This window comes from Exiguobacterium sp. s121 (assembly GCF_018617245.1).
Lineage (GTDB): Bacteria > Bacillota > Bacilli > Exiguobacteriales > Exiguobacteriaceae > Exiguobacterium > Exiguobacterium profundum.
This window is the reverse complement of record NZ_JACSJV010000001.1, coordinates 609,759-622,545: the sequence shown is the minus strand read 5'-3', so window position 1 is coordinate 622,545 and position 12,787 is coordinate 609,759. Positions and strand designations below refer to the sequence as shown.

The window sequence follows — 12,787 nt, the reverse complement described above, 5'->3', positions numbered from 1 at the left end:
CTAAACTCCCTCTCATCAAAAAATGATTATGCCGTCTTCCTTATTTCACTAACTCTCTTAATTCATCGACCGATAACCACTGATTGTTTACATTACTGACGTATGTAAACCCTTCTGGTAACGACTTTCCACCATTTGAATACTCTGCACTCCACCAAGGGAACTCAGGTTGAATGACAAAATAATCGTCGTACTCTAACGTGTGTCTCGCATCATCTTCCGTAATCATTGCCTCATGTAATTTTTCACCTGGACGAATCCCCACAATTTTGATGTCGCACTCAGGAGCAATCGCCTCAGCCAAATCAAGAATCGACATACTTGGGATTTTCGGAATAAAAATCTCTCCACCGTTCATACGTGTCAAACTATCGATAACAAACTGGACACCTTGGTCTAATGTGATCCAAAAGCGAGTCATCCGATCATCGGTCACTGGAATGACCGTTGCTCCGTCTTGCTTCAACTTCTTGAAGAATGGTACAACGCTGCCTCGGCTTCCGACGACATTACCGTATCGGACGACAGCAAATCGTGTGTCTTTATCCCCGGCATATGAGTTACCAGCGACAAACAATTTATCTGATGCTAATTTAGTTGCACCATACAAGTTAATCGGACTTGCAGCCTTATCCGTACTTAGTGCGATAACTTTTTTGACACCACGATCAATAGCCGCTTCAATAATATTTTGAGCACCATGAATATTTGTTTTCACGGCCTCGAATGGATTATACTCGCAAGCTCCGACATGCTTGAGCGCCGCAGCATGGATGACAATATCTACTCCATCAAACGCACGATAAAGGCGTTCTTTATCACGAACATCCCCAATAAAAAAACGGACACGGGGATCTGTAAATTCTTGCGCCATTTCATATTGTTTTAACTCATCACGACTAAATACGATGACCTTTTTTACGTTTTGTTTTAATACGGTGGAGATGAATTTCTTCCCAAAAGATCCTGTACCACCCGTGACTAAAATTGTCTGATTTGTAAACATGCTTATATACTTCCTCTCTCATGCACAATGTCTAATAAATATATTATTGGCGCTACTTGTTACTTAATAGTTTCTGCATACGCTTGTTTTATCGTGTGAAGTTGAGTTTGTAGTTCTTGAATCGACTCAAACATTCGCGACAAAATCGAAAGACGTAATGCACTCGTTCGATTGTATCGATTATGGAATTTAATTTTATTTTGAATGATTAATAAATTGACGAGTTGAAGCGGCATGATATGTGTTCGGAAAGATGGCGCTTCAATCATCGCATCCCAATCCCGTAGCATTTTTTCAAACTCATCGATGGTGACCGCTTTTTGATTCATAGCGCGACCCAATCGTTTTTCAAGCATTTGCAATCGTTCGCTCACACTATCAAGTAATTGTTGTACATGCTCAATCGGGACATTCAATTCTGATTCTTTGACTTGTTCAAGTTTCTGTTTTTGAATCGGTGTGGTGTGGAGCCTTTCAAGGGATTGATACGAAACTCCCTCAATTCGAGCACCTTTCTCCGCGTAGTTGACTAGTTTTTCTTTTAATCCGAGCTGTGACTTGATTAATGCTTGGTAACTAGTTAAAAAACCAAATAAGATTGGTGTGGTTTTCCCCATCTCACCATTATTCAATGGTACGTCATATAACGTTTTAGTGAACTGACCATCGTTTGAAGAAGCTTGTTTGACCGAAGCACTATAATATTCACCTTCTCGCAATGCTAAATCTTGTCCGATCAACCCAATTGAATCAAAGTCCAAATAGTTCGCAAATGCAACCGCTGCTAACGCCACCGTAGGGTACGTACTGAAAACTGTTTTTGTATAGGGTAGCAAATCTTGTGTAACCTTGGCATCAGCATAAGGTACAAGTAACCCCTTTGCTCGTTGTGGAATCTGATGATTCACTTGTAACGAATAGACAAGTGGGACATCAATTTCAATATCGTTGAAGAAATGAGCGTTAGCTTCACCAGCGTCAATCGATATGACAAAGTCCGGTCGGATTTCATTCTCCAGTAAAACTTTAACTGTCTGACCAATCGCAATGATATAGTAAGCGCACTGAGCCTTTTTAAGATAAGGGATCGCATCTTCTAGTGAAGGACCCCCTGCAATCATCAGCGCATGGCTTCCTTTATATTTATGTTTGAGACAATCGATGTTAAAAAGACGATCTGAATGCCGGTTTAGGTAGCTCGCATTTTGAAACGATTCTTGATACCAGCTCTCCGTGTACACTTTACGTGTCGTTAAATCAATTCGACTTTCGCTCAAATAATTTCGAACCAATTTCAATAATTCAAGTAACGTTTTTGTATCCTCATAAAGAGGATGTTTAATAACTTCCGTTTTCAAACCAATAAACGATTGAAACTTTGATTGCAATAACGTTTTATAATCGTCTTGCGAATCAAGAAAAGACAAGACTGAATCACTTTTAATATTTGACGGTAAGTTGAGGGGATCAATCGTCAAGACATGATATTGTTTTATCAATTCAGCATGAAACAGCCCACTTCCATACCCTAAAAGGATAATAGCTTCCGTGTCATCAGCAATCTCGGCTTGCAACCGCTCAAACTCTAAAAGCGTTTCACTCACAAAATAGTGGCTACTATCGTTCTGCTTTATAAGAGCCATCTCGTTCTCATGATAGCGGAACGGGAGGACGATTTGATTCTGATGTTCTACTTCTATTAATGCTTCATATTCTGTAATTAATAATTGCAAATTATCATAGACAACATTGACATACAGTTGTAAATTCTCTTTCTTGATGGCTTGGAGCTCCGCTACATGTTCTACTGTCCGAATTCCATTAGAATGAATATTTTCGCCAAATAGTCGAATGATTCCCACAATCTCGTCGAGGACATCCCACTTTTCGTTTTCAACTAAGAGGACAACTTGATTTGAGATGTCCCGAAGCTCTTTTACGATGTTTTGCAGTTGTGACATAAGGCACTCCTTTATGTTTTAAAAGTTCATCTGTATATAGTATACAATTTCAATATATGAATATCGATAGACTGACAAATTTATTTAAAAAAAGGGAAACAGACTTTATGTCCGTTTCCCTTTTTATATGGTTTTAAATGAATCTTAACGTAACAACTGAAGTACAGCTTGTGGCTGTTGGTTCGCTTGAGCAAGCATTGCTTGTGCAGCTTGGTTCAAGATGTTGTTTTTCGTGAAGTTCATCATTTCTTTCGCCATATCTACGTCACGTACACGTGATTCAGCAGCTTGAAGGTTTTCAGCTCCAACGTTCAAGTTGTTGATTGTGTGCTCAAGACGGTTTTGTGTTGCCCCGAGTTTCGCACGCTCAGAAGATACAGTTTCAATCGCAGTGTTGATTACTGAGATAGCGCTGTTTGCACCTGTTTGTGATTCGATATCGATTGTATCAACAGAAAGACCAGTAGAAGTCATGTTTCCGATTGTCAACTCAATGTTTTGACCTGAGTTTGCACCGATGTGGAATTTGAGACCAGATCCCACAGCTGAGAAACCGCCATCCATCAATGTTTTCGTGTTGAACTCTGTGTTTTCAGCGATACGTGTGATTTCACTAACGAGCTCATCAACTTCTTTTTGAAGCTCTTGACGGTCAGTTGTTGTGTTCGTATCGTTTGACGATTGAACAGCGAGTTCACGCATACGTTGAAGGATAGAGTGTGTTTCGTTCAATGCACCTTCAGCTGTTTGGATGAGTGAGATTCCGTCTTGTGCGTTACGTGACGCTTGATCAAGACCGCGAATTTGTCCACGCATTTTTTCAGAGATTGCAAGACCAGCAGCGTCATCGCCAGCACGGTTGATGCGAAGACCTGAAGAAAGTTTCTCCATTGCCTTCCCAGAGTTAGTTGTGTTGAACGCCATGTTGCGGTGTGCGTTCATTGCGTTAAGGTTGTGGTTGATAATCATTGTAATTTCCCTCCATAGGTTTGAGTTTTTCCGCTCTTCCAAATCCGTTTGTCCGAGCATGTAAGGTTTAGGCCGGCCCCTCACCTTACATTTGTTGGAACGTTTTATCGTTTCCATACTCTATATCGGAGTGAAGGCTCGGCAGTTTAGTCTTTTTACAACTTTTTTTATGATTTCTTCAAATTTTATATTTATGTAATGAAAAACGCCCCATCATTGGGACGTTTTCAACCTTCTTACACTTCTACTTTCATCTGTTCCGTCTCATTCTGCAAACTCTCTGCGACGCGAACGAGCTCTGACATCGCCCCGTTCACCTCACCAAGACTAGCCGCTTGCTGGCTCGCCGCTGATGTCACTTCATTCGCATAACGCGATGCTTCTTCGACCATGCCAACGATGCCCGCCGAGTTTGTCACAACCGAATCGATCTGACCACGTGACTCATCAAGGAGTGAATCGACCGAATGGACATGACTGTATACTTCATTTGCGGAATTGTGAATCGATGCGAACGCACCACCTGCTTTTTCAACTAAACCGACACCTGTCTCCACTTCTGCTTTGACGTTCGCCATTGAAGACGATGTATCCCCAACGAGACGCTTCACGTCTACGATGAGATCCGTGATTTCTTGAGTCGAGTTCGCTGTTTGTTCCGCGAGCTTTTTCACTTCTGCCGCAACGACAGCGAATCCACGCCCATGCTCTCCGGCACGTGCCGCTTCAATCGATGCGTTCAAGGCAAGCAAGTTTGTCTGTGCTGAGATGTCACTGATGACATCCGTGATCCGTGAGATTTCGCCTGTCATTTCTGTCAACTGGCTGTTGAGCGTCGATGACTGTTCGACTTTCCCGGCAATCGCATGCATCGCATGAACTGAAGACGAGGCAAGACCTTTCCCGCTCTCTGCTTCCTGTTGCATCTCGCTTGCCGAATCAAGCGCCGATGACATCTCTTGGCGGATGCTCTCCATCGTACGCGCGACCGCTCCGAGCAAGTCCATCGAGTTATATGTCGCACTGACGTTATCTTCTAACATCTTGTTGAGAGAATCCATCGCAGAACGGATACTTTCTCCTGCAACGTTCCCTTCTTGAACTGAAGCTGCAATTTCCTGTGCCGAACCCGTCAATTGGTCAGCCGTGTAACGCATGTTCGTGCCTTGTTCCCGAAGGTGTTCGACCATGTTGTCCATCGACAAGAGCAAACGTCCCATCTCTGAACGATCTGTCGTCTTCTCGTCGGCGAAGTGCACCGTCAAATCACCATTCCCGACTTCGACAGCTTTTTCAGAAGCCATCTCGACCGCTTTCAGTGGACGACGGGCAATCAAGTAAATGACGATTCCGCCGAGTGATGAGATGAGTAATGCCACGACCGTACCGACGAGCATGACTTGACCTTGTTCCATCTCGAGTTCTGTCAAGAGTAATAGGGTGATGTAGCCGACCGCTCCGCCCGTGATAAAGGACGTGACCAAAATCCACGCGAGCAATTGCGTCGTAAAGTTTTTAAATACTTTCACTGTTTGTTCCTCCTCATTGTGTTCATCACTTACTATATCGTCCAATTTCCAATGAATGTATAGCGTTTTCAGTTGAACGTTTGGTCAATGAAAAAACGTACTCCGTCAAGGAGTACGTTTCATCAAAATGCTTCATCGTCACGTTCAACATGGATCACACGGCGTGGTGTCGTCGCCGCATCAATTGCGAGCGCGATGGCAGCCGCCCAGTGTAGCATCATCCCGACAAATGGAATGAAGCCGAGCACCGAGGCCGCAATTCCGACCGCCGCACCGTAAGAGAAGCGACTCAATCGACTGAACGAAAGAATCAACACGATCACGTGGTAGACGAACATGAAACCGAGGGGCGAATAGCCCATTCCGATGATGAAGAGACCGCCAAGAAGCGGAATCCCGAGGAAGGCTTCAAACGCCGCGCCGCGCCGAGCCATTTCAGATTTTTCACCATGTGGTTCACCTCACACTTCAATCATATAAAACTCATAGCCACCATTCTCCGCAAAACCGGCACGTTTATAAATCTCGAGCGCCGCCTTGTTTTCCGTCTCGACATCGAGCTCGACTTTCGTCCGGCCCATGCGGAACAGTTGTTGGACCATCTGTTTCAACATTTTCGTACCGTAGCCTTTGCCTTGTTCGCCTGCTTTGACCCCGAACGCATGGATGCTTGCCGCATCATCCCCAGTGAGAAGGGCGCGAATCACACCGATCGGTTTGCCGTCCACTTCACCGATATACGTCACGCGGTCTGGCGTATCGATTTGTTGATAGATGTTTTCCGTCACATCGACCGGATCTCCGAACGCCTCGCTGAGCGTCGCGATGATGAGCGGACGATCCTCTGACGCCGCCTCACGTAGCGATACTTCGTCCGGCTTCAAGAAGAGTTCCGCTTTTTTCAAGACGAGATTGTATTCCGAGAACTGATACGCCGCCTGAAGATGCTCGAGCACCGCTTTCCCGGATGCCGAGTTTCGGTCGATGACGAACGTGAATGCTTCGCAACCGTTCAACTTCGCGTCTTGTTTTGCCGTTTCGAGTAGTGCCGTGAAGACACCTTGTTTCCGGTATTCAGGATGAACGAGCGCATTCACTTCATACTCGTTCGGAAGATACGGGAAAAGCATGAGATAACCAACGAGCGTCTCCCCGTCATATACCGCATAGTCGTTCTGCCCGACCGACTCATGCCCAACCTTTACGTCGATCTTGTCGTTCGCGTTGACCGCCTGTTCTAACGCTTTGACGTCATCTGCCTGTCTTACTTCTTCTACTGTCCAATTCATTCATATCACCTCATTTGTATTGTAGCACAAAGGAAAAAGCCCGCCGTAGCGAGCAGACATTCAATGATTTCTTTCATTCTGAAAAAGATAAGTCAATTCTCGCATCATGACTGAGATGACGATGACAACAGCCAAGGTGATCAAGCTTTCTTGTTTCGGTAAATCAAATATATACATCGCGACGATAAACAAAAGGATTACAATCAATCCCTCCGAATAATCTCGTCTTCGGCTTGGTAATGTCTTTCGCACACGTCCCCCACCTCTCTGAAAAAGACTGCAAACGATTCAGCCGTCTACAGTCTCATCATATTACAACGTCCGGAACTCTAACTCAGGTAGTGTCTCGATCAACTCGGCAATCTCGTCCGTATGCGCCTCCGCACCTGGGACGGCCTCTGTCGGTTCGACCCAGAAGAACGTCTTGTCGTTCGTCCCGAGGTAGTTGCCGTAGCCGATTTCTGTCGCGAACGCTTCTTGAGTCAATTCGCGGTCGATCAAGTCCAGGTGGAACAAGAGTTGGTCGTCCCCGTCCTCAACGTTATAGTATAAATCGAACGTACCGTAGCTCTTCGTGTCCCCGATGTCGACGACGTCCTGCGCCTTCTCGATATAGACATCACCTCGCTCGATCGCCTCGACAATCTTCGACGGCAAGATAATCTCATAACCGAGCTCACGGTCACGAATCGTCTGCGTCGTATCCTCTGTCCGTCCCCGGGACGAGACGACACCAACTGTCGCCACCAATGCACCTGTCACACCGAGCGCGAGCGCCCACTTCATCGATTTGTTCACAAGAACCACTCCTCACTTGTTAATGTCTTCACTTGATTATCCCACAAGTTGACGACTTTTCATTAAATATTCTGAAAAAATGTTTCCCCTTACATTGACGAGTGTCCGTCAATCCCATACGATGGTAGTAACGTACTATAGAAAAGAGGAACTGACATGTCTAACGAAACTACTTTGACACGCGCTCAGCTCGACGCGCTCTTGAAAAACGTCTTCGCCCTTCAAATCCCGGTCATCGAGAAATTCATGACGGATTTGTTTAAACAATATGTCTCCACGGCATCTACGTTCAAACAGGACATGGACACGATGAAAGCAACGGACTGGCACAAGCATTTCTTCGGTCAAAAAGTGATGCCGCACCTCTTCATCGAGAACCTTGGCTTCGGTGCATCGTTCCGTCATCAAGGTCAAGAAAAAGTCGTCAGCATTCCTGAGAACATGACAGTCGTCAAACCGGACTCAGACGCGCAAATCAAAGAGATTTTAGAGAATCTCGACCAGACGCTCGCATTAATGGACGGCGTCAAAAACAAAGGACTCGTCAAGAAGTTCTATAAAGAAACGCTCGAACTGATCTGCCAACTCGGTAGTCGTACCGGTATGATGGATGATTTCTATGACAAAGTCAAAGGCAGTTTGACAACAAGTTAATGACCATCCCCTCGCTCAAAAGACTGAGGGGATTTTTTTATGCCTCTTGTCGAACGACGGTCGGGAGCTCCATAAACTGACTCCGACTGTGGAAGACGACCCCGACCATGACGAGCGCGATCCCGGACAAAGCGATTGGCGATGGCATGACGGCATGCAGGAAGACCAGTTCCCCGATGAGCGCGAACAGGACTTCGAGCGCTTGCGTCGCTTCGACGGACGCCAGTCTTCCCATGTCATGTTTGACGAGATCGGTCGCCATGAAGAATAGCACGGTCGCGACAACCCCGGATAACAGGGCGACGAGGAATGTCTGCCCGAGCTGACTCGATGAGGGACGCCCCGTCGTCAACCCGTAACCGAACAACAGGAGCCAGACCGGGAGTGACCCGAGACACATTCCGAGGATTCGCTCGAACACGTCGAGGTCCGTGTGCTGCATCATCTTCCGGTTTCCGAGCGGGTAGGCAAATGCGGCGATGATGACCGGCACGACCCCAAGCCAAATGAACCGAGGTTCGAACGACTCGAAAAACTCCACTTGCATCATTACGACCCCAATGAGAATCAAGACCGAGAAGCGAAGTCCGCGCCATGGGATTCGCTCCCGTGTTCCGTCTGCCTTCTTGAAGAGTGGGGACAACAGTGCCCCGGCGACAATCGTCACTTGCCACGTACCCGCAATCAACCACGGGGGTGCGACCTCGGCCGCGAGACAAATCGGAACGTAAAACAATCCGAACCCGACCGTCCCCCAAAGAATCCATGGACGAGGACGTTCTTTCAATGCTGAGAGGACTCGCTTGAGTCCACCACGAAACGCGACCACAACTAGCAGTAACGGAATCATCCACAAAAAGCGGAGCGAGGCACTATAGGCAAAGCTGCCACCTCCGACTTGCATCACTTCGTTCAACACGAACGTGCTCGCAAAAAACAAGGCGGCGAAGACACCGAGTATGAGTGGACGCATACGTTCCCTCCTTTCCGAATCCTGTCATGTTCTCGACATCTCGCCATTTCTCCTGCAAAAAACGGACGACCCTTGGCCATCCGTCTCTTTATTCCTTCTTGGTCATGTCCGGCGTTCGAGTGCGGCAATCCGCTCCATCCGCTCGAGGATTGGTTTCGCCTGATCGATATACGCCCTCACTCCAACAAGCGACAACGACGCCGCATGCGCCTCCTCATTTCGCCATACTTCATAGACGAATACGGTATCCGCCTCATCGAGCGACACGTGGACCCGATACGATTCACAATCCGATGTCGCCTCCATCTCCCGCGCCGCTTCCGACAAAATTGCTACGAGTCTATCGCGTTGCCCCGCTTTCGTGACAAGCTTTCCAATCAGTGCGTACATTTCCAATCCTCCCCTTTCTCTTGCATCGACTTCTTCCACTTACCATATGCGATTTCCTGCTTGGTCGGTTCACACGTGTAGAGGTTAAAAAAACGGACGACCCTTGGCCATCCGTTAATGAATATCGCGTTTTTGGAAGTTCCCGCCTTTGACCTCTGTCACCTCATACACGACGACGAACGCTTTCGAGTCGACATCATCGATGATGTCTTTGATTTTTCGTTCTTCGAGCCGGTTGATGACACACGTGATTTCGTAATAACTTTCTTTGGAATATGCTCCTTGGATTTGATTCAACGTGGCGCTCCGTCCGAGACGGTCCCGAATCGTCTCGACCATCTCCTGCGGTTCACTCGTGATGATTTTGAACGTCTTCGCCCCGCTCAATCCCTCTTCGACGATATGAATCACTTTCGAGGCGATGAAGTAGGCGATGGCGGACAAGACCGCTCCTTGAAGACCGAACACCGTCGAGACGACGATAAAGACGAACGTATTTAAAAATAAAATCAAATCACTCGTACCGAACGGCAATTTACGGGATAACAGGACAGCCAACATGTCGATGCCGTCAAGCGCTCCCCCGTTGCGAAGCGAAATCCCCATCCCGAACCCGAGGATGATCCCACCGACCACCGTGATGAGGAGCGCATCCCCTTCGATGATAGTCGGAACATGGTGCATAATGACCGTACCAACAGACAAAGATGCAATCCCGGTGACTGAAAGGATGGCGAAGCTCTTCCCGATTTGTTTATAACCCAGATAGACAAACGGAATATTTAACACCCCGATGAAAATACCGAGCGGCAGTCCCGTCAGTTGTGACCCGACAATACTAATCCCAGTGACGCCCCCGTCCGAAACGTTATTCGGAATGAGGACCGATTCCAATCCATACGCCGCGATGAGTCCCCCGATGATGTTCATCATCATTTGAAACGCCATCAACCACGTTTTGTTTTCTCGTTTCATCCTATAGACCTCCATCCATTGTTCAACAACCTTCTTAGCCTAACATAAAATAATACTAAGATAATTTATCAAGAATCCTCCATCAATTCTGAATATTCATGTCAGATTCTCTGTCATAAATGATTGTCGGTTCGTATCATTTGTTATACTTAAGAAAATGGAAAGGGGGCACCATGTATGCAGCGTACACCTATGCCTTCCCCGACACCGGAGGAAGTGCAGCGCTTAAGGCGGGAACATAATCCGATCAAGGCTTCTGAACTGTTTGTAAAAGTCGTCCTTTTGCTGCTCGGCTCCCTCGTCTTTGCAGTCGGCTTGGAGGCGTTCCTCGTACCGAATCAAATCATCGACGGTGGTATCGTCGGCGTCTCGATTATCGTGTCGTACTTGACGGAAACGAAGCTCGCGATTTGGCTCGTCCTCTTCAACTTACCGTTCATCTACTTCGGGTATCGGCAAATCGGAAAGACGTTCGCCGTCGTCACGTTGACGGCCATCCTTCTCATGTCAGCCTTCACCATCGTCCTTCACGACATCAAGCCTTTCACAGACGACCTCCTCTTGTCGACCGTCTTCGGCGGTTTTTTACTCGGTGCCGGAATCGGGCTCGTCATCCGGGCGGGAGGATCACTCGATGGAACGGAAATTCTTGCCGTTTCCTTCACGAACCGATTACCATTCTCCGTCGGAGAGATTGTCATGTTTTTCAATATCTTTATCCTCGGGACGGCCGGATTCGTCTTCAGTTGGGACCGGGCCATGTATTCGCTCCTCACCTATTTCATCGCATTCAAGACGATCGATGTTGTCCTAGAAGGAATTGACCAGTCGAAAGCGGCCTGGATCATCACGTCCGCACCAGACGATATCGGGCAAGCCATCATGGACCGGCTCGGTCGAGGTGTGACGTATCTTCATGGAGAAGGCGCCTACACAGGTGACGGGAAGAAAGTCGTCTTCACAGTCATCAGTCGATTAGAAGAAACGAAATTAAAAGACATTCTCGATGACTATGATGAAAAAGCGTTCCTCGCCATTGGCAACATTCACGACGTCCGCGGCGGACAATTAAAGAAGAAAAACATTCACTAAACGTGAAATCCCCTATAACCGCTGGACCATCATCGCCAACGGTTATAGGGGATTTTTACGCAAACTTGACCTGATTTCGTCCATTTTGCTTCGCTTCATACAATGCTTCATCTGCTCTTTCGAACACGACCATGCTCGGTTCATGCCCTGCAATCGCTGCACCGATTGAAATAGTCATCGGAATAGTTTCACCCTGAAATTCGAATGGTGTTCGCTGTACCATTTGCACGATGTTTTCTGCCACCTTCACCATACCTTCACTACCTTCAATGACGAGCAAAAATTCTTCGCCACCGTATCGTCCGACAAATCCAGACGGCGGACAGCTCCGCTCCAACGTTTGTCCGATATGACGAAGTGCTGCGTCTCCTGCTAAGTGCCCATATGTATCGTTCAACTGTTTAAAATGATCGACGTCGATAACGAGTAACGTCCACGGTTTCCCGGACATTTCCAAATCGTTCATCTGTTCGAGCGTCCGATAACGGTTTGGAAGTCCCGTCAACTCATCAATGGTCGCCCGGTGCGTATGTAGGAGAAACATCCATAGATGCGTCTCGAGCTTCTTTGCGGCCCAATAGCAGAGCCAGGCCCCAAAAGATAACATGAGAAAATAAGGAACAAATACATTTATAAAGACCGTCTCATTCACACTGCCGCTCACTTGAATCAAGACGAGGAGCGCACCTAACCCGATGTAGATGGCATACCCTCTCCCTCGACGAATCGGTAAGCGTGTCATGACAAGAGAAAATAAAAAGAAGACAAATAACAGTAGTAACGAGTCTACGAACGGAGCACTCATTCCGTGCAGCGTCGTGCGTCCGATGAAGATCAGACCGAGCGTGACGATAGCTCCGAACGGTCCAGCGAACGTTGCGGATAAGGCAATCGGGATGAGACGAAGGTCGATTCGTGCATCCCCTAATTCGATGGAGTTGATGGTTAAGAGAATTGCCGTCAATCCGTTAGAGACTCCAAACCAAAAGCGTACGAACAACGGGGAAGTCGGCTGAATCGGTAAAACTGTCCGCATCACATAGAGTGTGAGCGACATGAATAAAAAGATCAGACTGATGTTGATAAAAAAACTATTAATACCTGTTTCCACCGATTCCCCTCCTTCCTTTCACGTTTCCATCCTATCCCAA

General features: G+C 47.0%; 14 protein-coding genes. 2 read left to right on the top strand and 12 right to left on the bottom strand.

The window, feature by feature from the left end; genetic code table 11:
- Positions 1-40: 40 nt before the first annotated feature.
- The 8 genes from pseB to KOG47_RS03200 form a co-directional block, all read right to left on the bottom strand.
- On the bottom strand, positions 41-1,006 hold the full coding sequence (pseB, locus tag KOG47_RS03235) for a UDP-N-acetylglucosamine 4,6-dehydratase (inverting) (RefSeq protein WP_159562659.1): 966 nt from the start codon (positions 1,004-1,006) through the stop codon (positions 41-43).
- Positions 1,007-1,065: 59 nt separating this feature from the next.
- A complete protein-coding gene (locus KOG47_RS03230) occupies positions 1,066-2,967 on the bottom strand; it encodes a motility associated factor glycosyltransferase family protein (RefSeq protein ID WP_215243757.1) in 1,902 nt (633 codons plus the stop codon).
- A gap of 144 nt (positions 2,968-3,111) precedes the next feature.
- Positions 3,112-3,936 carry a flagellin N-terminal helical domain-containing protein gene (locus tag KOG47_RS03225; protein WP_159562661.1) on the bottom strand — a complete coding sequence of 275 codons (825 nt, stop codon included), beginning with the start codon at positions 3,934-3,936 and terminating at the stop codon, positions 3,112-3,114.
- Positions 3,937-4,172: 236 nt separating this feature from the next.
- Entirely contained in the window at positions 4,173-5,465 is a 1,293-nt protein-coding gene (locus KOG47_RS03220) for a methyl-accepting chemotaxis protein (protein ID WP_159562662.1), read from the bottom strand.
- A gap of 122 nt (positions 5,466-5,587) precedes the next feature.
- On the bottom strand, positions 5,588-5,899 hold the full coding sequence (locus KOG47_RS03215; RefSeq protein ID WP_215243756.1) for a hypothetical protein: 312 nt from the start codon (positions 5,897-5,899) through the stop codon (positions 5,588-5,590).
- A 27-nt stretch (positions 5,900-5,926) separates the two neighbouring features.
- Positions 5,927-6,754, bottom strand: a complete 828-nt coding sequence (locus tag KOG47_RS03210) for a GNAT family N-acetyltransferase (RefSeq protein WP_214690634.1) — start codon at positions 6,752-6,754, stop codon at positions 5,927-5,929.
- A 60-nt stretch (positions 6,755-6,814) separates the two neighbouring features.
- A complete protein-coding gene (locus KOG47_RS03205) occupies positions 6,815-7,006 on the bottom strand; it encodes a hypothetical protein (RefSeq protein WP_214690633.1) in 192 nt (63 codons plus the stop codon).
- Between the two features lie 60 nt (positions 7,007-7,066).
- Positions 7,067-7,552: a hypothetical protein gene (locus tag KOG47_RS03200; protein ID WP_196431017.1), complete on the bottom strand. Its 486-nt coding sequence runs from the start codon at positions 7,550-7,552 to the stop codon at positions 7,067-7,069.
- Between the two features lie 156 nt (positions 7,553-7,708).
- Between KOG47_RS03200 and KOG47_RS03195 the strand changes: the two genes are divergently transcribed.
- Positions 7,709-8,206, top strand: coding sequence for a hypothetical protein (locus tag KOG47_RS03195; RefSeq protein ID WP_214690632.1), 498 nt, complete (start codon positions 7,709-7,711; stop codon positions 8,204-8,206).
- 37 nt (positions 8,207-8,243) lie between these two features.
- On the opposite strand, the gene KOG47_RS03190 is transcribed toward KOG47_RS03195, so the two are convergent.
- From KOG47_RS03190 to KOG47_RS03180, 3 genes are all read right to left on the bottom strand, one after another.
- Positions 8,244-9,179, bottom strand: a complete 936-nt coding sequence (locus tag KOG47_RS03190; RefSeq protein ID WP_214690631.1) for a DMT family transporter — start codon at positions 9,177-9,179, stop codon at positions 8,244-8,246.
- A gap of 102 nt (positions 9,180-9,281) precedes the next feature.
- A complete protein-coding gene (locus tag KOG47_RS03185; RefSeq protein ID WP_215243755.1) occupies positions 9,282-9,569 on the bottom strand; it encodes a putative quinol monooxygenase in 288 nt (95 codons plus the stop codon).
- Positions 9,570-9,683: 114 nt separating this feature from the next.
- On the bottom strand, positions 9,684-10,544 hold the full coding sequence (locus KOG47_RS03180) for a YitT family protein (RefSeq protein WP_214690629.1): 861 nt from the start codon (positions 10,542-10,544) through the stop codon (positions 9,684-9,686).
- A 177-nt stretch (positions 10,545-10,721) separates the two neighbouring features.
- On the opposite strand from KOG47_RS03180, the gene KOG47_RS03175 reads away from it, so the two are divergent.
- Positions 10,722-11,636, top strand: a complete 915-nt coding sequence (locus KOG47_RS03175; protein WP_084543049.1) for a YitT family protein — start codon at positions 10,722-10,724, stop codon at positions 11,634-11,636.
- 55 nt (positions 11,637-11,691) lie between these two features.
- Here KOG47_RS03175 and KOG47_RS03170 read toward each other — a convergent pair whose 3' ends face one another.
- Complete coding sequence (locus KOG47_RS03170) at positions 11,692-12,747, bottom strand: GGDEF domain-containing protein (RefSeq protein WP_260563861.1); 1,056 nt, start codon at positions 12,745-12,747, stop codon at positions 11,692-11,694.
- Positions 12,748-12,787: the final 40 nt, after the last annotated feature.

Coding starts and splice junctions, on each gene's coding strand:
- KOG47_RS03190 (WP_214690631.1), bottom strand. CDS start 9,179: ATGCGTCCACTCATACTCGGTGTCTTCGCCGCCTTGTTTTTTGCGAGC.
- KOG47_RS03225 (WP_159562661.1), bottom strand. CDS start 3,936: ATGATTATCAACCACAACCTTAACGCAATGAACGCACACCGCAACATG.
- KOG47_RS03185 (WP_215243755.1), bottom strand. CDS start 9,569: ATGTACGCACTGATTGGAAAGCTTGTCACGAAAGCGGGGCAACGCGAT.
- KOG47_RS03180 (WP_214690629.1), bottom strand. CDS start 10,544: ATGAAACGAGAAAACAAAACGTGGTTGATGGCGTTTCAAATGATGATG.
- pseB (WP_159562659.1), bottom strand. CDS start 1,006: ATGTTTACAAATCAGACAATTTTAGTCACGGGTGGTACAGGATCTTTT.
- KOG47_RS03175 (WP_084543049.1), top strand. CDS start 10,722: ATGCAGCGTACACCTATGCCTTCCCCGACACCGGAGGAAGTGCAGCGC.
- KOG47_RS03230 (WP_215243757.1), bottom strand. CDS start 2,967: ATGTCACAACTGCAAAACATCGTAAAAGAGCTTCGGGACATCTCAAAT.
- KOG47_RS03215 (WP_215243756.1), bottom strand. CDS start 5,899: ATGGCTCGGCGCGGCGCGGCGTTTGAAGCCTTCCTCGGGATTCCGCTT.
- KOG47_RS03210 (WP_214690634.1), bottom strand. CDS start 6,754: ATGAATTGGACAGTAGAAGAAGTAAGACAGGCAGATGACGTCAAAGCG.
- KOG47_RS03195 (WP_214690632.1), top strand. CDS start 7,709: ATGTCTAACGAAACTACTTTGACACGCGCTCAGCTCGACGCGCTCTTG.